Raw genomic sequence first — 21087 nt, forward strand, 5'->3', positions numbered from 1 at the left:
CCTACGGTGTTCCCCGTGTCAGTCCTCTCCTTTCTGCGCCTTCTCGTCCTTTCGTCGCTTGCAAGCCTTTGGCTGGCGGGGGCCGGCATTGCCGCGCCACTCGTCGGCACGTTCCTCGAGAAGGTTCCCGTGGGCGAGCTTGTTCCCGGCGCCGACGCCTACGGCGAACGACAGGCCGACGTGCCCGTGGTGCCCGCCATCAAGGACGGCAAGACAATCGGCTACGTCTTCCTCACCTCCGACTTCGTCTCCACGACCGGTTATTCCGGAAAGCCGATTCACACGCTCGTCGGCATCGGGCCGGACGCGGTGTTGACCGGGGTGCGGCTGGTCAAGCATTCCGAACCGATCGTGCTGGTCGGCATCCCGGACGCGAAGATCCGTGCCGTGACCGAGAAATACGCCGGCCTCGACCTCAAGAAGGAGGCCGAGGATGCCGGCGCAGCGCACGACCTCGACATCATCTCCGGGGCGACCGTCACCATCATGGTGATCGATGATTCGATCGTCCGCGCGAGCCTGAAGGTGGCCCGTGCGCTCGGCCTCGGCGGGCTCGCCGACGCGACGGCCGCCAAGGGACCGCAAAAGATCATCGACGCCGACAAGCGCGAGGTCCGCGACTGGATGGAACTGACCGGCGACGGCTCGGTGCGCCGGCTGTCGCTCGATGTCGGCCAGATCAACGAGGCCTTCGACGGGCTCGGAGACCCCAAGGCCTCCGCACGCCCCGAACACGGACCGGATACGGATGCCTATGTCGACATGTATCTCGCGCTCGCCGACGTGCCCTCCATCGGGTTGTCGCTGCTGGGAGAGGCGGATTACGCAAATCTCATGAAGCGGCTGAAGGATGGCGATCACGCCATCGCGGTGATGGGCCGTGGGCGCTATTCGTTCAAGGGATCGGGCTACGTGCGCGGCGGCATCTTCGACCGCATCCAGCTCATTCAGAACGACGTTTCCGTGCGCTTCCACGATCGCCAACATGTGCGTATCGGGTCTATCGCGGCCGACGGCGCGCCGGGCTTCACCGAGATGGACCTGTTCGTCATTCCGGCATCCTCGGGTTTCGATCCTGCGAAGGACTTCCGGCTGCAGCTCCTGGTGCAGCGCCGGATCGGTGCCATCGACAAGGCATTCCTGACCTTCGATCTGGGCTACGATCTGCCCGCACGCTACCTGAAGACCATCGCTCCGGCGGCACCGGCGAACGTTGCGTCGGCCTCCGGCGGCTCGGGTTCGCCCGCGCTTGCCGCCTCAACCGACGGCGACGCGCGCCAGAAGCTGTGGATGCGCATCTGGCAAGACCGCAAGATCGATATCATCGTGCTCGGCGCCGCGCTCGCCGTCCTCACGCTGGTGTTCTTCTTCCAGATGCAGGTGACCCGCCACGAGCGCTTCACCTTCTGGTTCCGCATCGCCTTTCTCGTCTTCACCCTCGTCTGGCTTGGCTGGATCGAGAACGCGCAGCTCTCCGTCGTTAACGTGTTGGCCTTCTTCTCCTCACTGACGGGCGAATTCAGCTGGGACGCGTTCCTGATGGATCCGCTGGTGTTCCTGCTGTGGTTCGCTGTCGCCGCCGCACTGCTGTTCTGGGGGCGTGGCGCCTTTTGCGGCTGGCTTTGCCCCTTCGGCGCCTTGCAGGAACTCACCAATCGCCTGGCCAAGCTCGCCCGCATCCCGCAATGGGAATTGCCGTGGGGCCTGCACGAGCGGCTGTGGCCGATCAAGTACATGATCTTCCTCGCGCTCTTCGGCCTGTCGCTCTATTCGCTTGATGTCGCAGAACACTATGCCGAGGTCGAGCCGTTCAAGACGGCGATCATCCTGAAGTTCCAGCGCGCCTGGCCCTACGTCGCCTTCGTGGTCGTGCTTCTGGGCATCGGGCTCTTCGTTGAGCGCTTCTACTGCCGCTATCTGTGCCCGCTGGGCGCGGCGCTGGCCATTCCGGCTCGCCTGAGGATGTTCAACTGGCTGAAGCGCTACCGCGAGTGCGGCAATCCCTGCCAGCGCTGTGCCAAGGAATGCATGGTCCAGGCCATTCATCCGGAAGGCGACATCAATCCCAACGAGTGCCTGAACTGCCTGCACTGCCAGGTGCTCTACCAGCACGACCAGAAATGTCCCGTGTGCATCAAGAAGGCCGCCAAGCGCAGGCGGTTCGAGATCCAGACCGGGCTTGTGAAACCGGAGGCGGGCACCGACGCGCCCGCGCCGGCCGAATGAACTCGCAAAAGCCAAGGAGAGAGGCAAATGCAAGACAAGTCAGATAAGGCCGGCGTCTCGCGCCGCGACCTGTTCAGCGGAACGGCCGGCGCCGCACTGATCGGCGGCATGGGCGCGCTCGCGATGGGCGGCGCGGCGGTATCGTCCGCGCAGGCCGCGGAGGGCGCCAAGTTCGAGCTCGCGCCCGGCGAACTCGACGAATATTACGGCTTCTGGTCATCGGGCCAGACGGGCGAGCTGCGCATTCTGGGCGTTCCGTCGATGCGCGAGCTGATGCGCGTTCCCGTCTTCAACCGCTGTTCGGCCACCGGATGGGGTCAGACGAACGAGTCGCTCAAGGTTCTGACCGAAGGCCTGACGGAAGAGACCAAGGCCTTTCTCGCGGCGCGCGGCAAGGTAACCTACGACAATGGCGACCTGCACCATCCGCACATGTCGTTCACCGAGGGCACCTATGACGGGCGCTACCTCTTCATGAACGACAAGGCGAATACCCGCGTGGCGCGCGTACGCTGCGACGTGATGAAGTGCGACAAGATCCTCGAGATCCCCAATGCGCACGATATCCATGGCATGCGCCCGCAGAAATATCCGCGCACCGGCTACATCTTCGCCAACTCCGAGCACGAGGCTCCGCTCGTCAACGACGGCAAGATCCTCGACGAGCCGTCGAAATACGTGAACATCTTCACCGCCATCGACGGCGACGAGATGAAGGTCGCCTGGCAGGTGATCGTGTCGGGCAACCTCGACAACACCGACTGCGACTATCAGGGCAAGTACGCCTTCTCCACCTCCTACAACTCCGAGATGGGCATGAACCTTGCGGAGATGACGGCGAACGAGATGGACCACGTGGTCGTCTTCAACCTGAAGGAGATCGAGAAGGGCATCGAGGCGGGCGACTACCAGGAGCTCAACGGCGTCAAGGTGATCGACGGCCGCAAGGGGCAGAACAAGAAGTACACCCGCTACATTCCGATCCCCAACAGCCCGCACGGCGTCAACACCGCGCCGGACAAGAAGTACGTCGTGATCAACGGCAAGCTGTCGCCGACCTGCTCGGTGATCGACGTCGAAAAGCTCGACGCGCTGTTCGAGACCGACGCCGATCCGCGCTCCGCGGTCGTCGCCGAACCGCAGCTCGGTCTCGGGCCCCTTCACACCGCCTATGACGGCAAGGGCAACGCGTTTACCACGCTCTTCCTCGACAGCCAGATCGTGAAGTGGAACATCGAGAAGGCCGTGCGCGCCTATGCGGGCGAGGATGTCGACCCGATCATCTCCAAAGTCGATGTGCACTATCAGCCGGGCCACAACTCCACCTCGATGGGCGAGACGGCGGAGGCCGACGGCAAGTGGCTGCTGTCGATGAACAAGTTCTCCAAGGACCGCTTCCTGAATGTCGGTCCGCTGAAGCCGGAGAACGAACAGCTTATCGACATCTCCTCCGACGAGATGAAGGTCGTCCACGACGGCCCGACCTTTGCCGAACCGCATGACAGCATCATCGTCAAGGCCTCCGTCGTAAACCCGGTCACGGTCTGGAAACGCGACGATCCGATGTTTGCCGATGCGGTTGCCCAGGCCAAGGCCGACGGGATCGATCCGGAGGATGCCGCCGACGTGATCCGCGACGGCAACAAGGTGCGGGTCTACATGTACTCCACCGCGCCGACCTTCAGCCTGGAGAAATTCACCGTCAAGGAAGGCGATGAGGTCACCGTCTATGTCACCAACATCGACGACATCGACGACCTGACCCACGGCTTCACCATCTCCAACTACGGCGTGGCCATGGAAGTCGCGCCGCAGGCGACCGCCTCGGTGACGTTCACCGCCGACCGGCCTGGCGTGCACTGGTTCTACTGCCAGTGGTTCTGCCATGCGCTGCACATGGAAATGCGCGGCCGCATGCTCGTCGAACCGAAGTCGGCCTGACCATGAAACGCATCCGCCCCTTCAAGGGCTCGCTTGCGGGCCTTGCCCTGGCCATCCTCCTCGCGTCCGCCTTGCCGGCGGCGGCGGCGGAGCGGATGGTCGCGGCCGGGGCGGATGCGCTCGTGCGGGCGGTAAAAACAGCGCAAGCCGGGGATACCCTCCGGCTTGCCCCCGGCACCCATGTCGGCCCCGTCGTCCTCGACAAGCCGCTGACACTCGAAGGCGAGAGCGGGGCGATCATCGAGGGCAACGGCTCCGGCAGCGTGATAACCATCGAGGCCGACGACGTGTCGGTCGAAAACCTCACCATCACCGGATCGGGACTTTCCAACGAAACGCTCGATTCCGGCGTGAAGCTGGTGAAGGGCGTCAAGCGCGCGGTGGTGCGCGACAACAGGCTTCTCAACAACCTCGTCGGCGTCGACGTTCACGGCGCGATCGGCGCGACCGTTTCGGGCAACCTGATCGAGGGACGGCGCGACCTGCGCATGAACGAACGCGGAAACGGCATCTATGTCTGGAACGCGCCGGATCTTCTGGCGGAGGGCAACACCATCCGCTACGGCCGCGACGGCATCTTCGTCAACACGAGCCGCGAGGACACGCTGCGCGGCAACCGCTTCGAGAAGCTTCGCTTCGCCATCCACTACATGTACGGCAACGACGGTACGGTGGAGGGCAACGTCTCCATCGGAAACGACATCGGCTACGCGCTGATGTTTTCGCAAGGCCTGACGATCCGCAACAACACCTCGGTACGCGACCGCAATCACGGGCTGATGCTGAACTACGCAAACGATGCCGTGATCACCGGCAACACGGTGCGCGAGGGCGGCGAGAAGTGCCTCTTCATGTACAACGCCAACAAGAACGTCGTGCACGGCAACCGGTTCGAGGGCTGTCCGATCGGCATCCACTTCACCGCCGGTTCCGCCGACAACAGAATTTCCGGCAATGCCTTCATCGGCAACCGCACGCAGGTGAAGTATGTCGGCACCCGCGATGTGGTGTGGAGCGAAAACGGGCGCGGCAACTATTGGTCCGATCATTCCGCCTTCGACACCAATGGCGACGGCATCGCGGAAAGCGCCTACCGGCCCAACGACATGGTCGACCAGATCCTGTGGACCCAGCCGGCGGCGAAGCTTTTGACGGGCAGCCCCGCGGTACAGCTGCTGCGCTGGACGCAATCGCAGTTTCCGGCCCTACTGCCGGGAGGCGTGGTCGACACCGCACCGCTGATGCACCCGCCGGAAGAGACGGCGCCGAAGGTTTCATTGCCAGAAACGGGAGGCCAGGGATGAGCCACGTTCTGAGCCTGGATACGGTCACCAAGCGCTTTTCGCGCAACACGGTCGTCGACCGGGTGAGCTTCGATCTGGAGCCCGGCGAGCGGGTGGCGCTGCTCGGCCACAATGGCGCCGGCAAGACCACGCTGTTCAAGATGATCCTCGGTTTCCTGCCGCTGGACGAGGGGACGATCTCGGTGCTGGACGCCGGCCCCGGACAGGCCGCCGCCCGCCGCGCCACCGCCTACCTGCCCGAGGCAGTTGCCTTCCAGAAGGCGCTGACGGGCGAAGAGATCCTGCGCTTCTACGCCCGCCTCAAGGGCGAGGATCCGGCGAAAGCCGCAGCCCTTCTGGAGCGCGTCGGTCTGGCGGATGCGGCGCGACGGCGGGTGGGTGCCTATTCCAAGGGCATGCGCCAGCGCCTCGGCCTCGCCCAGGCACTGATCGGCCGGCCCCGCCTCGTGCTACTCGACGAGCCGACCAGCGGCCTCGACCCAATTTCCCGACAGGATTTCTATACCCTCGTGGAGGAGGTCGCGGCGACCGGGGCGACCGTGCTTCTCTCCTCCCACGCGCTGACCGAAGTGGAGGCGCGCACCGACCGCATCCTGATCCTGTCGAAGGGCCGGCTCGTGGCCGACGACACGTTGGCGAACCTGCGCAACGCAGCGCATCTGCCGATCCGCCTGAAGGTGCAGGGCACGGAAGCGAGCGTCGAGGAAATCGAGAACCGGCTCGGCGGCCACAGGCTCAACGGCCGTTCCGTCGAACTGGTCTGCGATCCGAGCGAGAAGCTGCAGCGCCTCGCCGCGATTTCGGAACTGGGCGATCTTGTCATCGACATCGACGTGCATCTGCCGAGCCTCGACGACGTCTACCGCCATTTCTCGGGCATCGCGGTTCCCGCACCCGGCCCCGGGAGGACTGAGCCATGCTGACCCGCATTCTCGCCGTGGCCGGTCAGGAAATGCGCATCGGCCTGCGCAATCGCTGGATCGTGCTCGCAACGCTGATCCTCGCCGCCTTCTCGCTGGCACTGGCGCTGCTGGGCTCGGCGCCCGCCGGCACGCTCGGCGTCAACCGCATGACCATCACGGTCGCCTCGCTGGCGAGCCTGTCGGTTTATCTCGTGCCGCTGATCGCTCTGCTGCTGGCCTTCGATGCGGTGGCCGGCGAGATCGACCGGGGAACGCTGCTGCTCATCTTCTCCTGCCCGATCTCGCGGATGGAATTCCTCGTCGGCAAGGGGCTCGGCCATTTCGCCGTGCTCACGCTCTCGCTCGTCATCGGCTACGGCGTGACGGCCGGGCTCCTGATGGCGGTCGGCACGGGAAGCTCCGCCGGACTTGTCGATTTCGTCCGGCTGATCGCGACATCGGCGTTCCTGGGACTGGCGTTTCTCGCCGTCGGCTACGTGCTGAGCGCAGCGGTGCGCCAGGTTTCAACAGCGGCCGCGCTCGCCATCGTCGCCTGGCTCGTGCTCGTCGTGCTCTACGATCTGGCGCTACTCGGCGCGCTGGTGGCGGATACCGAGGGAACGTTTGCGACCCGCATCTTCCCGCTCGCCATCCTCGCCAATCCGGCGGACGCGTTCCGCCTGTTCAATCTCGCCGCCCTTGGCGCGAGCGATCTCGTCGGCGGCATGGCCGGCGTTTCCGACGCCCTGCCCTTCCCGCCCGAGGCCGCGCTCGCGGCAATCGCCGCCTTCACGCTCGCCGCCTTCGGCATCGCCGTCGCGCTGGTTCGGAGGATCACGCCATGACCACGTTTTCCCGCCTGTTCGCCCCGCTGGCCGTCGCTGCCCTGCTTCTGGGCGGCTGTCAGGAGGAGAAGGTCGCGGAGAAACCCGCCCCGGTCGAACTCACCGCGGAGGCCGCCGGCCACTACTGCCAGATGACGGTTCTGGAGCACAACGGTCCGAAGGCGCAGATCCATTTGGCCGGCAATCCCGCGCCGCTGTGGTTCACCCAGGTACGCGACGCCGTCGCCTTCACCCGCCTGCCGGAGGAGCCCAAGGATTACGTCGCCATCTATGTCAGCGACATGGGCAAGGCAGAAAGCTGGGATCATCCCGGCCGGGACAACTGGATCGACGCCGACGCCGCCTGGTTCGTCATCGAAAGCGGACGGCGCGGCGGCATGGGCGCGCCGGAGGCCATTCCGTTCGGCGCGAAGACGGATGCCGAGACGTTCGTCGCCGCGAACGGCGGACGCATCCTGCGGTTCGCCGACATTCCCGACGATTACGTGCTGGCGCCGGTGGAGATGCCCAAGGACATGAACGCCGCCGATGCGACCGGCATGGCGCACACATCCGCCGCCAGGGAGCTTTGACCATGAACGCGCACCAACGGATCACGCCAACGCCCGTCAGCCGCCGCCGGTTCCTGCAGATCTCCGCCGGCTTCGCCGTCTGCGCGGCGGGTCTCGCAGGCCCTGCCGGGGCTGCAGTCGTGCAGGATACGCCCCTTCATAGCTGGCGCGGCATCGCTCTGGGCGCGGATGCCGAGATGCGCCTCTATCATCCCGACGCAGCGGAGGCACAGCGGATCTTTGCCCGTGCAGAGGCAGAAATCCGCCGGCTGGAAGCGATCTTCAGTCTGTACCGCCACGACAGTTCGCTTAGCCGACTTAATGAAACCGGCCGGCTGGAAACACCGCCATTCGAGCTTCTGGAACTGCTGACACTGAGCAAGCGGCTTCACCGCGAAACCGGCGGCGCCTTCGATCCGTCCGTCCAGCCGCTGTGGGCGGCCTACGCGGAAGGCTTTTCAACCTCCGCGACGGGACCGGACGAGGAGACGATCCGGGCCGCGCGCGCCCGCGTCGGCTTCGACGGGGTCTCCATCGACACCGACGCGATCTCGTTCGCCCGACCCGGCATGGCGCTGACGCTGAACGGCATTGCGCAAGGCTTCATCAGCGACCGGGTGAGCGCGCTCCTGCGCGAAGAGGGACTGACGGATATTCTTGTCGATCTGGGCGAGATCCGCGCAAACGGCACGCCCCCGGATGGCGCGGGCTGGCCGATCGCTCTCGATCCGGAACGTGTGGGCAATGCCGCACAACGCATCCGGCTGAAGGACAGGGCGGTCGCCAGTTCCGCCGTCACGGCCACGACCTTCGATGCGAAAGGGCGCATCGGCCACATCCTCGATCCGCGCAGCGGCGCTCCCGCAGACGGCCCCTTGCGCGGCGCAAGCGTGATTGCGACTTCCGCGGCGATCGCCGACGGGCTTTCCACTGCGGCACTGGTTCTGGGAACGCAAGGACTGGAGGACGCGCTTGCCGCCTTCCCGCGTTCACGGGCGCGCGTCGTGGAGCGCAACGGCACCACGCGCTGGCTCCCGGCCTGATCAGGCGGCGAGGCCTTCGGCACATTTCCCATTGAAAAGTGCCCTACGAGCCGGCAGACTGATTCAGGTGGCCTTGCGCCGAATGAATATTGACTCAAGACATTGATTTGGATCCGTTTCTTTTCTCCCGCATCACCTTGGCCCCGCGGCTTCCAGATTAAGACCGTAGGCGGTTACCGGATCCGACCGAACTTGTCTGCACCTCGCGCGAAGCCAGTGACCGAGGCATCACGTGATTGCGCGCGGCGGGGGCCAACTCCCGATCCGACATGATACAGGACGAACCGATCAGCGATCCCAGATCCGAACCGGCACGACGGCATGCGAACGCCGAGCCCGACAGAGGGCCCGGAGAGGAAATCGATAGTGCCGTGGCCCTGCGCCGGGAAGACAAGCTTCCGCAGAGCATTGAGCTCCTGCGTGATGTGTTGCGACGTTTCCCCAACGACATCGCCGTAATGCTCGAACTTGCAATCTCATTGCGCCTGGCCGGCGAATGCGACACAAGCCTCGCGACAAGCGCCAGGGCGATCGAACTCGACCGGACCAGCATTCCCGCCCTGCGTGTACATGCCGACACCAACATTCACTTCAACAGGCGGGAGATCGCGCTGGCGACCATCGAACAGGCGGGAGCTCTGGCGTCAAAAAATACGAGGATGCAGCTGAAAAAGGGCCGGTTGCTGGTTCAGCTCGGCCGTCCCGACGAAGGCGCCGCGAGCCTGTCGGCGTTGCTCGACGGAATGACACCGGACGCTCCCGAGCGCGGGGAAATCGAACTGGAGCTTGCCGAGGCATTACGTGAAGCCGGCCGATATGAAGAGAGCCTCGCGGCGGCCGCGGCGGTCCTTGAGCGCGAGCCACAAAACCAGACGGCCTGGCTTCAGCGTATCGAGACGCATGCCCATTTCCTGCTGCTGGAAGAGGCCCTCTCGGCAGCTGATGAGGCCTTGTCTGCTCTTCCCCGATCGCAGCCCCTTCTCATTTGCAGAGCAATGCTCCTGCGAAAGGCGGGGCTCCTGATCGAAAGCGACCGTCTTCTAACGGATGCCCGACCGGAAACGCCGGCGCTTCAGCTCGCCCGACTGGAGAGCGATGTCGCGCTGGGCCGGATCGACAGCGCATTGCCGGCACTTCGGACGCGATGGTCTGAGGGCGACCAGACAGTGCGCACCGCGCTTTGCCTGATCAGGGCCTATCGCCTGGCCGGCGACCTCCCCGAGGCGCGCGCCTTTGCGGAGACGGCGATTGCAACCCTCACCGATGCGCCGCCGCTTTGGGCGACATTGCTGGACCTCTGTCTGGACATGGGGGATGACGAGGCGCGTGACCGGGTTCTGGACGCGTTGCCCGTGCACGCGCGAACCGCCCTGCCTGTGCGACGCGCGCTCACAAGGATCGCCGTGAACAGAGGCGACTTCGAAGCCGCAGCAAGCGGGCACCTTGACGTCGCCGGGGGCACTGCCGTCCCCGATGCAGAGGTGGAAGCGGTACTCTTCGTCCTCAGAAACGCAACGAGCGACCGTGACGCGGTGCATGCGATCCTGAACGGGCTGAACGACCTTCTCGACCGCAAGGCGGCGTGCCTTCCGGCGGTCACCGTCTCGGCCCTGAGAGCGAAAGTCCTCGCAACCGTCCTTGACTGGAAGACGCTTTATCCCCTTGTCGCCTCCCTTGAAAGAGCGCAACCGAGAAACCTCGCCCTGACGGCATTGCGCGCCCGGGCCGCCTTCGAACTGGCTCGTTTCGACGAAGCCGAAACGAGCGCTCTTCGGATTCTGGAAAGCAATCCGGTCGACCGGGCCACGATCCGGCTGCACAATACGATTTTGCAGTTGCGCGGCGAAATCGATCGGTATTTCGACATCAATGTCGGGCGGGCGGAAAACCCGGCGGCAGTGTCGGAGACCGACTATATCGAGCTCGCCAAGAACATGTTCCTGGCAGGCAGAAACGAGCAGGCATCGGACCTGCTCCGCAACGCCCCGCCGCACCTGCATAAAAGCGACAAGATCGCGTTTGAAAGGCGCCTCCTGACCGGAGAGGTGGAGGCCGTCTCGTCGCCACATCGTCCCACCGCCACACGGCAATCACCGCAACCTCAGCCAAAAGAAAGGCTGGAGCGTCTCCTTGATCTCAATGACGAGAAGGCCGTGGCCGGAGATGTCCTGCTTCCCGGATTCTGGATCGCCTGGATGCTGAGCGGCAACTCTTCGCGGCATTTCGAGACCTGGCGCCGTACGATCCTCGACGCAGAGAACACGGCGGACATCATCCGACGCGCCCCGCACTTCATCGACCCTCCCAGGCAGTTGCAGCTTGAAGACGATTACAGCGCATTGACGGACCGGATGCGCGACAGGCTCCCCACCCTTATCGTCACGAGCCATTCCGGCCCCGCGATGCTCCCCTTTCTCGTGGAGCAATACGACAGCCTGCGCTACTTGCTCCAGCCCTTTCAGAAAGACTGGGCAATATTGACCGAAGGTCGCTCCATTCACTACGGGGGGCAAAGAAATGAGACCGCCGTCGAGATCATCCGCAACCTGAGGCAGGGCAACTCCATCTACTCCCTGCCGGACCTTCCGATCGGCACTGTCAAGATGCACGACCCCACCTCGCTCGCGGTCGGCCGGCTTTTCGGTTTTCCCTACCCCATTCTGGATACGGTTCCGAAGATCAGCCGGGCGATGCGGATCCCCACCTTCTGGGTCCAGCCAATCTGGCGCAAGGGAAAGATCCATATCGATGTTGCGCAGCTGCCCATGGCTGAACCAGACGAGCCGGAGGGCACGTGGTGCGCCCGCTGGGCGCAAAGCTATCTCGACGAGCTCGCGAAGGTTCTGACGTCGGGACCGGAGAACCAGTCGCTCAGTCTTGCCATCTGGCGGTATTTTCTGCTCAACGGGTTCGGACCGGCAGCTCTCAGGCATGCGGAGAAAACCGTCGGACGCCAGGAGCGGCGCAGCGAACTGTTGCGCGGTTGGGCTTTACGGTGGCGTTCCTTCGTGAACAGTCTGGAGTTATTCAAATGATGACAATGTCTCTATACTCTTGCGGCGCAGGCGAAGGAAACCAGACGGACGCAACGGAGAAGCCGAGTGAAGTTCCTCCTCATCGCACCACGCTATGAGACCGAAAACGAACAGATCAGCCCGCTGAACGCGTTCGACGCGTCGATCGGCGGGTACGAGATGAACCCCTCGACCGCGATTGCGACGATCGCGGCCATGGCGCCCGGGGATATCCAGATCGAGCTGTGCAACGAGGTGACGCAACCCCTCGATTTCGACACGGACGCCGAGGTCGTCGGCGTCACCGCCAATGTGGGCCAGGCCCGCCGAGCGCTGTGGATCGCGGACGAATTCCGCGCCCGGGGAAAGACGGTCGTCATGGGCGGGCCGCATGTCACGCTCTCGCCCGATCTCTTTCGTGGCCGTTGCGACTGCCTGTTCACCGGCGAGATGGAAGGCATCGCGGAGCGCTTCTTCGCGGACATGAAAGCCGGGACGCTGAAGCCGCACTACAACGGCCCCGGCGTGGACATGTCGCTGTCTCCGGCTCCGCGATGGGATCTTTACCCGACGGACAGGCTCGCCACGGGCATCGTCCAAACGAGCCGCGGCTGCCCGTTCACCTGCAACTTCTGCGACGTGATCCAGTATCTGGGCAACCGCCAGCGCTACAAGCCGGTCGGCCAGGTCATGGACGAGATCCGGGCTCTCTACGATCTCGGTTTCTCGTCCATCATGATCACTGACGATAATTTTTCGGCCAACCGCAAGAAGGCGACCGAGATCCTGGCCGCGATCGAGGAGTGGAACGGCGCCGAGGGCCGCGATTTCGTGACCTTCCAGACCCAGCTCTCGATCAACATGACCAAGCACGCCAGCATGCTCGAGGCGTGCTACCGGGCCGGGCTCCTGACCGCCTACATGGGGATCGAGTCGAACGATCCGGCCGCGCTTGAGGAATGCGACAAGGTGCCGAACAAGGGCTTCGACCTCATCGGCCAGTGCGAGACATCGATCAAGGCTGGCGTGCGGGTGGAAGCGGCCTTCATCGTCGGCTTCGACAGCGACGATCTTTCCGCCTTCGAACGGCAGTTCGAGTTCGCCATGGCACTGCCGAGCGGCACGCCGCGGCTGAGCCCGTTGGTTGCGCCGATCAGCACCCCACTTTTCGATGAAATGCGGGCCGCGGGCCGGCTCGTCAACGACGATTCCTTCGGACCGTGCCACTTCACCTCGAATTTCGAGCCCGCACAAATGTCGCGCGCCGAGCTCTATATCGGCCTGCGCTGGCTGATTAGCCGCCTCTATCACCCGGAGAACTTCCTTCACCGGCTGGAACGGCTCGCCGACATGCTGGCGCCGCCGCCGTGGATCGGGCGCGGGCAGAATCACAAGCGCCCGCCGCGGCCGGCGGTTGCGCGCATGACCTCCGCGGTTCTGCGCGAGGCCATGACCATGGACTGGGACGTTCGCTCGCTGATCGATCGCAGCCTGGCCTTTTCCCGCAAGCGTCCGGAAAACGGCTGGGCGGTCTCAGAGATCCTGTTCCGCTATCTCGCCATCCTGTCCAACCTGACGAAAACGGGCATGTTCGACATGGCGTGGGGTGAGATGCCCGCCCCGCCGTTTGGCCGCGGCTATACCGACCACCGGCTGGAAAGCATGGAATACGAGGCCGCCATGGCGCGCTGCGCCTGAGCCCCCAGCGCCTTGTGGGAACCGGTCAGTCGACGACCGGCTTCTCGACCAGGAAATCCTCGCACAGCACGCCATCGAGGCCGGTGGTGGCAAGGATCGCCAGCGCGTCCTCCACCGAATGGGCAATCGGCTTGCCCATGACGTTCAGGCTGGTGTTGAGCGCGACGGGCGCGCCGGACGTGCGACGCAACGCTTCCAGGAGCCCGCTCATCCAGGGCTGGGTTTCCGGCGAAACGGTCTGCAGCCGCCCCGTCCCGTCCGCATGCACCACCGAGGGCACCAGGTCGCGCACCGCGTTGCGCCAGGGCAGCGTCACCGACATGTAGGGCGAAGGCTGCGGCCGCTCGAACCAGTCGCCGACCTCGGCTTCCGGCACAACGGGCGCCAGCGGGCGGTAGGGCTCGCGGCCCTTGATCTCGGCGTTGATGCGATCCTTGATGCCGGGATAGGTCGGATCGGCAAGGATCGAGCGGTGGCCGAGCGCGCGCGGGCCGAATTCCGCCGCGCCCCGCATCACGCCGATGACACGGCCTTGCGACAGGCGCCCGGCCACCACATCCGCAGACCGTCCCGCAACGTTCGCCACGACGAGGCCGTTGGCCGCAAACATCATCTTGCGCTCCAGCGCCCGCTCCGGCGTGGTGCCCAGAAACGGTGAGGCGTCGGGGCTTTGCGGCACGGCTTCCTCGTCGCGGTCCTGCATGAAGGCCAGCAGCGCCGCGCCGATCGCGTTGCCGTCGTCCGCCGGACAAGGCGGGACGTGCAACCGCTCGAAACCGAGCCGGCCGGCGATGGTGCCGTTGTAGGACGAGTTGAGCGCACAGCCGCCGGAAAGAAGCAGATCCGGCACGCCATCCTCGCGAACCGCCGAAATCACCAGATCGGCGAGTGCCGCGTAGGCCGCCTGCCCCGTTGCCGCGAGATCCGCCCCGTCCATAACGGGCGCGCCCGGCGCACGTGCATGGGCGCGCGTTAGCGCATCGATGGCGGCAATCGTGCGGTCATCGGTAAATTTCAGCCGTCCGCGATCGGCCGACAGAAGACCCGTCAATTCGTTCATCAGGTCGGGCAGCACCGTGCCATAGGCCGCAAGACCCATGACCTTCCATTCCTCGCCGAGCCGCCAGTCGAAGCCGCAGTGAAAGGTCAGCCACGCATAGAAAGTGCCGAGACTGCCCGGCCCCCAGGAGCGCCACTTGCGCGTCAGGCGGCGCCCGGACATCGAAAAGAGCGAGGCCGCTCCCACTTCCCCCTCGCCGTCGAGAACGAGGTTCACCGCGTCATCGACGGGTGCGAAGTAGGCCGCAGTGGCCGCATGGCAGAGGTGATGGTCGAAATGAAGCGTCTCTCGCCGCGCGTCCTCCACGCCGAGCCGCAACAGGTTGGTGCCGGCGCCCGCCTGCAGCCCGGCCTGCAGGCCACGTATCCACAACGTGTCGGTGGCCGGCAGCATCGCGTCGTGAACGGAAATGTCGAGCGCGGCCTTGACCGACTTCCACGAGGTCGCGACCACGAAGCGATCGCGCTCGGGATCTGCGCCGCAGACCTTCAGCGCATGTTCCAGATGATTGACGTGGTCGGGGGCGATACCCCAGGCGCGCTTGTCCTGAACGAACCGCTCCGTCGCCTCCGCGAACCGGATCCGTCCGGTCTCATCGGCAATCGCCAAGGCCGGATCATGGCCCGAGGTGGACAGGCCGAGATACCAGGTCGTCTCGGGTCGGAAGGTCGTTGGCCGCAAGGTCACTGGGCAGCGATCCGTTCGTCGATGTGCTTGAGGAAGCTGTCCAGCGTGTCGTGCTCGAAGATCGAAGCCGGGTCGAGCTCGATGCCGAACGTGTCCTCGACCTCACCACACAGCAGAACCGCATCGATGGACTGCAGCCCCATCTCCACGAAGACCGACGAGCCGGTGATCGCGGACGGATCCCGCTTGGTGATCTCGGCAAGCCTTCGGGTCAGGAATGCGGCAACGTCATTGCGTGTGGCGTTTTCGGTCATCTGTTTTTCTTTGCGATATCAGGGAAGAATACAGGGAAGACGTTCGAGCGCGACCGTCTGTGACATCTCTAGATAACGATGTCGCTGCGGGTCCAGCGCAATCTCCGGATGGCGCGCAAAAAGTGCGGGGACCGCCACGCGAAGGATCTGGCGCGCCATGGCCGCGCCGAGGCAACGGTGCAACCCGTGACCGAAGGCGAGGTGGCCGACCGGCTCGTGCCGGTTTATCGACAGGAGCTGCAACCGCGCCGTCGTTCCCGCCTCCAGCCGCTCGCCGCCGACCTCGACAGGCTTGCGGGCCACCCGGTAGATGTACTTGGTGGCGGCGCAGAGCGCGATCAAGCCATCGAGACGCTTCTCGAACGCCTCCCGATCACGCGCGAAACGGCGCTCTTCGGGCGGCAGAACGAGGATGTGATAGAGCACGTTTGCGAGCGTATGGCGCACATTGAAACTCGCCCCGTATAGAACGAGCACCAGCGCCTTCAGATCCGAAGCATCGAGCCCGTCGGGCATGTCTGCCATGAGCGCGCCCAGAAGCGGCGGCGGCCTGTCCGCGGCCTGCCCTGGCGGGACCATGAGCTCCAGCAGTTCGCCCATCACATCCTGGATGCGCAACAGGTCGCGCATCGCCAGCCACGGATGCAGGACTTCCTGGATCTTCGGCGCAAGCGCGTCGAACCGGGCCTCGTCGGCGGCTCTCACCCCCAGCACCGGCTTGACCGCGGCCATGAACACGGCCTCGGTGAAATCAGCGACGAGATCGACCTTCGCCCGCCCATTGAGCCCGCATGCGGCCTCTTCGGCGACGTTTTGCCAGTGCGGTTGCCAGGCGGCAATCCGGTTGCCGCCGAGCTGATCCATGACCAGCCGGCGCAGCGCCTCGTGCCGAGGACCTGAAAGAAAGAACGGGGCGTTGCGCGCAACCGTAATGGCGGTCGCGAGGTTCCGGCCCGATTTCTCCTGCAGCGCCTCCAGATGCTCCACCATCGGCGGCGGCATGAAGGTTGCGTCGTCGTTGACGATCGCCCGCGCATCCGCCTTGGACCGGATCTCGACCATGCGCGCGTTGAGCCGTTCGTTCTTTGGCGCCAGCACGCAGGGCAGCGTCGTCGGACATTGCAGGATCGACGTCAGATGCGGACGGATGCGATCGCGGTGGAGCGCAAGGCCCGGAAAGGTGTGGGCGAGGCGCGGCAGAACCTCCTCGATGAAGGCCCGCCCGAGCGGCTCGCCGACGCATTTGTGGACGCCCGCACCGAACGACATGTGCGCGGTACGTTCACCCGTCCGCGCCCGCAACGCCGCATTCGCCGCCACCATGTCGAGGATGATCGTCTGGCCGGCCGCAAAAGGACATCCCCGGATTTCAGCGTCCTTCTCCGCCACCCGCCCGAGCATCAGCGTCGGCAGGTAGAGCGAGACGACGAGTTCCAGCGTGTGCGCGGCCTTCGAAAGATCGCCGATCTCGTCCCAGGCCTCGCGCGGACGCAGCAACAGGCCGTGAAGGGCGAACGACATCGTCTGGACGATGGTGTAGGCGGCGATCGCGGCGGAGATCGCGATGTTGACGTCGGCGCCCAGCGGATCGAGCTCCGGGTCATCGCCCGCAAGGAAGGCGATCAGCGATCCTTCCGGGCGGCGGGAGCGAACGAGGCGATCGGCCAATTCTCCCATCGCCGCGTCGATGCGCTTCAGTTCGGAGAGCGGCAGCAACGGTTCGGTCGCGTTGTTGGCGCAACCGATGAGCCTCACCAGCTCGTTGCGATCGTCGCCGTCAAAGCCGACGAAGTCGGCAATGACATCGCCGAAGACCGGCTCGACGAAATCGCGCACGAGGTCGGGATCGTGCGCTTTGCGCAGCCGCTCAAATCCTGTCTCGGTCGCCGCCCTTATCTGAGGGCGCCAGCGCTCAATGGCGGAATGGGAAAAGAACGATGCAACCCGGCGGCGCAGCGCGCGGTGCTCCTGGCCCGACAGGAAAATGAAGCTGTGCTCGATCATCGCGCGGAAGTGCGGCAGCCGCGTTCCGCGCGCCTCGAGCTGATCGAGATAGGGCGCGTAATCGCCGGGCGTCATCACCGCCGAGCGCAGGATCTCCTTGATCAGGTCGGGATCGTCGACCCGCTGCTCGCGGCTTTTCCATTTGCTCTTCTCGATTGCGACCACGTCTCAACACCTCTTCCGGGACATGCTGTCGAATAGCCCGTTTCGGAAGTCTTGCGCCACCTGCCTGCGCCGTATCTTGCCGCTTGTCGTGCGTGGCAGACGGCCGCGGGGAACGATATGCACTGCAGTGAAGGTGAGGCCCCATTCGCCAAGGGCAAGAGCACGGATTGCACTTTCGATAGCCTCGCGATCCTCGGGCATGCCGCCGCCATCAGCGGCTTCCACCGCGAGAACGGCCTCGCCCGAGGCACCGTCATCGGCCATGAAGGCGGCCGCGGCCAGCGGGTTGAGCGCGCGATGCGGGGCGCAGGTCACCCATTCCACTTCGGCCGCCGACATCTTGCGTCCATGGCTGATCAAAATGTCCTTCGAGCGTCCGGAAATGAAAAGCCGGTCGCCTTCGATGCGGCCGAGATCGCCGGTTCTGAGGTACGCATCCGTCTGGCCGTCCCCCTCGTGTTCCGCCCCGTCTTCCAGGCGAGCGCGAAACGCGGCCTCGCTCTCGTCGGCCAGATTGAGGTAACCGAGCCCCTTCGAAGGTCCCTTCAGCCAGATCTCCCCCTCTGCGCCCGGCACGACCTCGCGGCGGGTATCGGGATCGACGATCCTCAGGCCTTCCGCAAGCTCGCCATTCACACGGCAGGCATGGGACGGCGCCGGCCTATCGTTCCCCTCATGCCCCGCATCCTCGGGAAGACCGGCGGCAAACAGTGTCATTTCTGCCATGCCGTAACAAGAGAACAAGGCCTCGCGGCGCAGCCGAGCCGGTGCCAGATGCCGGGCGACCGCCTCCAGCAATCCGGGTGGAACAGGCTCGGCCCCGCAGAAACCGCGTTCCCAGGTGGAGAGATCCAGCCCATCGAGATCGTCCGCCGACACGCGCTTGACGAGATCGGCAAAGGCAAAGGCCGGTCCGCCGCTGAACGTCGCGCGCCAATCGGAAATGGCCTTGAGCCACAGCCGCGGGCTGCGCACGAAGTCGTAAGGGCTCATCTGGACGGAAAAGCCGCCGCTCAGAAGCGGGTAGAGAATGCCGCCCATCAACCCCATGTCGTGGAAATGCGGCATCCAGTTCACGAACCGGCAGCGCTCATCCATCTGCCAGGAACGCATCACCAGATCGCAGTTGGCGAGAATGTTGTCGCCCGTGATTAGGACGCCCTTGGGATCCTTCGTCGAACCGGACGTGTATTGCACGATGGCGGCGGGCAGGCTCTTGGACGGGGCGGAACCAATCGACGGCAGCGCTTCTTCCGGCGCATCGGCGAGCACCACGACCGGCGTCTCAATCCCGGCAAGCGCCTCGCGTATGGCAGGCTCCTGCACCGACGTGCAGAGCACGGCCGCAGCCCCGCAATCGCGCACGATGTGGGTGAGCCTGTCGGAAGCGCTGCCGCGGCGCGGCGGGGAAACGGGCACCACGGTGATGCCGGCCAGCAGGCAGCCGAACAGGGTCGTCAGGAACACAGGACCTGGCGGCAGTGCCAACACCAAAACCCCCGCCCCCATATTGCCGAGCTGCGCCGCACGGGCTTCGGCAGCTTCGGCGAGGCCGCCCCCTGTGAACCGCAACTCCTCCTTGCCGCGCTTCAAGGTGCAAAGGATCTCCCTGTCCCGTCGCTGCCGACAGACATCAAGAAAACGGCGTGCGATCTCGCTGGGCACGACGATCAGGCTCCCCCTCAGATTGCGACGTCCGTTCCGCCGGAGCGCGACGGTCCCGACACCTCGCCGGCACTCGCTACGCTTATCACGCCGGTCCCGCTTTCGCCGTTCCGTGCGGGCTTGTCCCCCGATCGTTTCAGCCCTTGCCCGATGTGAACGCGGTCTTGCGGCCGGGCAGCGGCAGAGTAGATTGCAAGGCAACGAGGAGGCCGCGGCCGGGTGGCGATACACGGGGGCAAGCGATATACTCTCCGGCATGCGTCAAAGTTCATAACGCCGTGATTTCGTGTTATTCCCCACAAAGCGCCCATTTTGCCGCAACTCTACGACATTGTGACCCTGGCCGGAACGAACCGATACTGCGTCGCGGCCACTATAGGCCAACCGCCAGGGACCAGGAAAATCGAGGGACGTCCAATGAACTCATTCAAGAATCTCCTTGCCGCGACCGTCGTCGCGGCCTTCGCCATGCCCGGCCTCGCGCAGGCTGACGGAACGGTCGAGGTATTGCACTGGTGGACCTCCGGCGGCGAGGCAAAGGCCGTGGGAGAGCTGAAGAAGGCGTTCGAGGCCGACGGCGGCAAGTGGGTCGATTCGCCGATCGCCGGCGGTGGCGGCGATGCGGCCATGACCGCGCTGCGCGCCCGCGTCGTCTCGGGCAACCCGCCGACCGCGGTTCAGCTCAAGGGCCCCGGCATCCAGGAATGGGCCGAACAGGGCGCGCTCAACGATGTTCAGGACGTGGCGGACAAGGAGCACTGGGACGACGTGCTGCCGCCGGTGCTCGCCAAGATCATGAAATATGACGGCAAATATGTCGCCGCGCCCGTCAACATCCACCGCGTCGACTGGTTCTGGGCCAATCCGGAAGTGCTCGCCAAGGTCGGCGTGACCGAGATGCCGACCACGTGGGACGAGTTCAATGCCATCGCCGACAAGCTGAAGGCGGCCGGCATCACGCCGCTCGCGCATGGCGGCCAGCCCTGGCAGGACGCGACGCTGTTTGAGGATGTGGTGCTCGGCATCGGCGGCGCCGACTTCTACCGCAAGGCGCTCGTGGAGCTCGATCAGGACGCGCTGACCAGCGACACGATGGTCAAGTCGTTCGATCAGCTGCGCAAGCTGCGCGGCTATGTCGACGACAACTTCTCCGGCCGCGACTGGAACCTCGCCACCGGCATGGTGATGCGCGGCGAGGCCGGCTTCCAGATCATGGGCGACTGGGCCAAGGGTGAGTTCCTGGCCGCCGGCAAGGTGCCGGGCAAGGATTTCGTCTGTGCTGCGACGCCGGGCAAGGGCTTCGTGCTCAACTCCGACAGCTTCACCTTCTTCAAGGTGTCTGGCGACGACAAGATCAAGGGCCAGAAGGTGCTGGCGAGCCTGATCATGTCGCCGAGCTTTCAGGAGACCTTCAACCTCGCCAAGGGCTCCATCCCGGCGCGCACCGACGTCGCGCTCGACAAGTTCGACGATTGCGCCAAGAAGTCCCACGAGGATCTGATTGCCGCGGTGAAGAACGACACGCTGGTTCCCTCCATGGCGCACGAAATGGCCGTTTCCCGGTCGGTGCGCGGCGAATTCCTCGACCTCGTGACCAACTTCTTCAATTCGGACATGAGCTCCGAGGACGCGGTGACGACGCTGGCCGCCGCGGTAAAGCGCGCGCAGCAGTAGCGGCGATCGGATAAGGCAACGGGCCGGGACGGAAACGTCCCGGCCTTTCCGCCC

14 protein-coding genes are annotated in these 21087 nt (G+C 64.9%); 10 read left to right on the plus strand and 4 right to left on the minus strand.

Features of this window, described 5'->3' with window-relative positions; translation table 11 throughout:
* The first annotated feature begins 15 nt into the window (after positions 1 to 15).
* The 9 genes from V2L18_RS08710 (at position 16) to V2L18_RS08750 (ending at position 13524) form a co-directional block, all read left to right on the plus strand.
* Entirely contained in the window at positions 16 to 2226 is a 2211-nt protein-coding gene (locus V2L18_RS08710) for a 4Fe-4S binding protein (protein WP_336177798.1), read from the plus strand.
* 27 nt (positions 2227 to 2253) lie between these two features.
* Positions 2254 to 4167, plus strand: coding sequence for a TAT-dependent nitrous-oxide reductase (nosZ, locus tag V2L18_RS08715; protein ID WP_336177799.1), 1914 nt, complete (start codon positions 2254 to 2256; stop codon positions 4165 to 4167).
* Between the two features lie 2 nt (positions 4168 to 4169).
* Positions 4170 to 5471: a nitrous oxide reductase family maturation protein NosD gene (locus tag V2L18_RS08720; RefSeq protein ID WP_336177801.1), complete on the plus strand. Its 1302-nt coding sequence runs from the start codon at positions 4170 to 4172 to the stop codon at positions 5469 to 5471.
* Entirely contained in the window at positions 5468 to 6394 is a 927-nt protein-coding gene (locus tag V2L18_RS08725) for an ABC transporter ATP-binding protein (RefSeq protein ID WP_336177802.1), read from the plus strand. The genes V2L18_RS08720 and V2L18_RS08725 overlap by 4 nt, the downstream gene beginning before the upstream one ends.
* Positions 6388 to 7218 carry an ABC transporter permease subunit gene (locus tag V2L18_RS08730; protein ID WP_336177804.1) on the plus strand — a complete coding sequence of 277 codons (831 nt, stop codon included), beginning with the start codon at positions 6388 to 6390 and terminating at the stop codon, positions 7216 to 7218. Before V2L18_RS08725 ends, V2L18_RS08730 begins: the two co-directional genes overlap by 7 nt.
* The gene (locus V2L18_RS08735; RefSeq protein WP_336177806.1) at positions 7215 to 7790 is read left to right on the plus strand and encodes a nitrous oxide reductase accessory protein NosL; all 576 of its coding nucleotides are present in this window, start codon (positions 7215 to 7217) and stop codon (positions 7788 to 7790) included. Before V2L18_RS08730 ends, V2L18_RS08735 begins: the two co-directional genes overlap by 4 nt.
* 2 nt (positions 7791 to 7792) lie before the next feature.
* Complete coding sequence (locus tag V2L18_RS08740; protein ID WP_336177808.1) at positions 7793 to 8812, plus strand: FAD:protein FMN transferase; 1020 nt, start codon at positions 7793 to 7795, stop codon at positions 8810 to 8812.
* 269 nt (positions 8813 to 9081) lie between these two features.
* Positions 9082 to 11847, plus strand: a complete 2766-nt coding sequence (locus V2L18_RS08745; protein WP_336177810.1) for a tetratricopeptide repeat protein — start codon at positions 9082 to 9084, stop codon at positions 11845 to 11847.
* Between the two features lie 66 nt (positions 11848 to 11913).
* Positions 11914 to 13524, plus strand: a complete 1611-nt coding sequence (locus tag V2L18_RS08750) for a radical SAM protein (protein WP_336177813.1) — start codon at positions 11914 to 11916, stop codon at positions 13522 to 13524.
* A gap of 25 nt (positions 13525 to 13549) precedes the next feature.
* Here the strand turns inward: V2L18_RS08750 and V2L18_RS08755 are convergent, their stop codons facing one another.
* From V2L18_RS08755 to V2L18_RS08770, 4 genes are read right to left on the minus strand one after another with little or no spacing between them, the layout of a single operon-like run.
* The gene (locus V2L18_RS08755) at positions 13550 to 15271 is read right to left on the minus strand and encodes a carbamoyltransferase C-terminal domain-containing protein (RefSeq protein WP_336177814.1); all 1722 of its coding nucleotides are present in this window, start codon (positions 15269 to 15271) and stop codon (positions 13550 to 13552) included.
* Positions 15268 to 15525 carry an acyl carrier protein gene (locus V2L18_RS08760; protein ID WP_336177815.1) on the minus strand — a complete coding sequence of 86 codons (258 nt, stop codon included), beginning with the start codon at positions 15523 to 15525 and terminating at the stop codon, positions 15268 to 15270. The genes V2L18_RS08755 and V2L18_RS08760 overlap by 4 nt, the downstream gene beginning before the upstream one ends.
* A gap of 18 nt (positions 15526 to 15543) precedes the next feature.
* Positions 15544 to 17694 (minus strand): hypothetical protein, encoded by a 2151-nt coding sequence (locus V2L18_RS08765; protein ID WP_336177817.1) that lies wholly within the window; start codon positions 17692 to 17694, stop codon positions 15544 to 15546.
* Positions 17695 to 17697: 3 nt separating this feature from the next.
* Positions 17698 to 19617, minus strand: a complete 1920-nt coding sequence (locus tag V2L18_RS08770) for an AMP-binding protein (RefSeq protein WP_336177818.1) — start codon at positions 19615 to 19617, stop codon at positions 17698 to 17700.
* Between the two features lie 210 nt (positions 19618 to 19827).
* Here V2L18_RS08770 and V2L18_RS08775 point away from each other — a divergent pair, with 210 nt between their 5' ends.
* A complete protein-coding gene (locus V2L18_RS08775) occupies positions 19828 to 21033 on the plus strand; it encodes an ABC transporter substrate-binding protein (RefSeq protein WP_336178274.1) in 1206 nt (401 codons plus the stop codon).
* Positions 21034 to 21087: the final 54 nt, after the last annotated feature.

The sequence above is a fragment of the Breoghania sp. JC706 genome, assembly GCF_037026715.1.
Classification (GTDB): domain Bacteria; phylum Pseudomonadota; class Alphaproteobacteria; order Rhizobiales; family Stappiaceae; genus Breoghania.

Coding starts and splice junctions, on each gene's coding strand:
- V2L18_RS08720 (WP_336177801.1), top strand. CDS start 4,170: ATGAAACGCATCCGCCCCTTCAAGGGCTCGCTTGCGGGCCTTGCCCTG.
- V2L18_RS08770 (WP_336177818.1), bottom strand. CDS start 19,617: ATGCCGGAGAGTATATCGCTTGCCCCCGTGTATCGCCACCCGGCCGCG.
- V2L18_RS08735 (WP_336177806.1), top strand. CDS start 7,215: ATGACCACGTTTTCCCGCCTGTTCGCCCCGCTGGCCGTCGCTGCCCTG.
- V2L18_RS08730 (WP_336177804.1), top strand. CDS start 6,388: ATGCTGACCCGCATTCTCGCCGTGGCCGGTCAGGAAATGCGCATCGGC.
- V2L18_RS08760 (WP_336177815.1), bottom strand. CDS start 15,525: ATGACCGAAAACGCCACACGCAATGACGTTGCCGCATTCCTGACCCGA.
- V2L18_RS08745 (WP_336177810.1), top strand. CDS start 9,082: ATGATACAGGACGAACCGATCAGCGATCCCAGATCCGAACCGGCACGA.
- V2L18_RS08725 (WP_336177802.1), top strand. CDS start 5,468: ATGAGCCACGTTCTGAGCCTGGATACGGTCACCAAGCGCTTTTCGCGC.
- V2L18_RS08740 (WP_336177808.1), top strand. CDS start 7,793: ATGAACGCGCACCAACGGATCACGCCAACGCCCGTCAGCCGCCGCCGG.
- nosZ (WP_336177799.1), top strand. CDS start 2,254: ATGCAAGACAAGTCAGATAAGGCCGGCGTCTCGCGCCGCGACCTGTTC.
- V2L18_RS08775 (WP_336178274.1), top strand. CDS start 19,828: ATGCCCGGCCTCGCGCAGGCTGACGGAACGGTCGAGGTATTGCACTGG.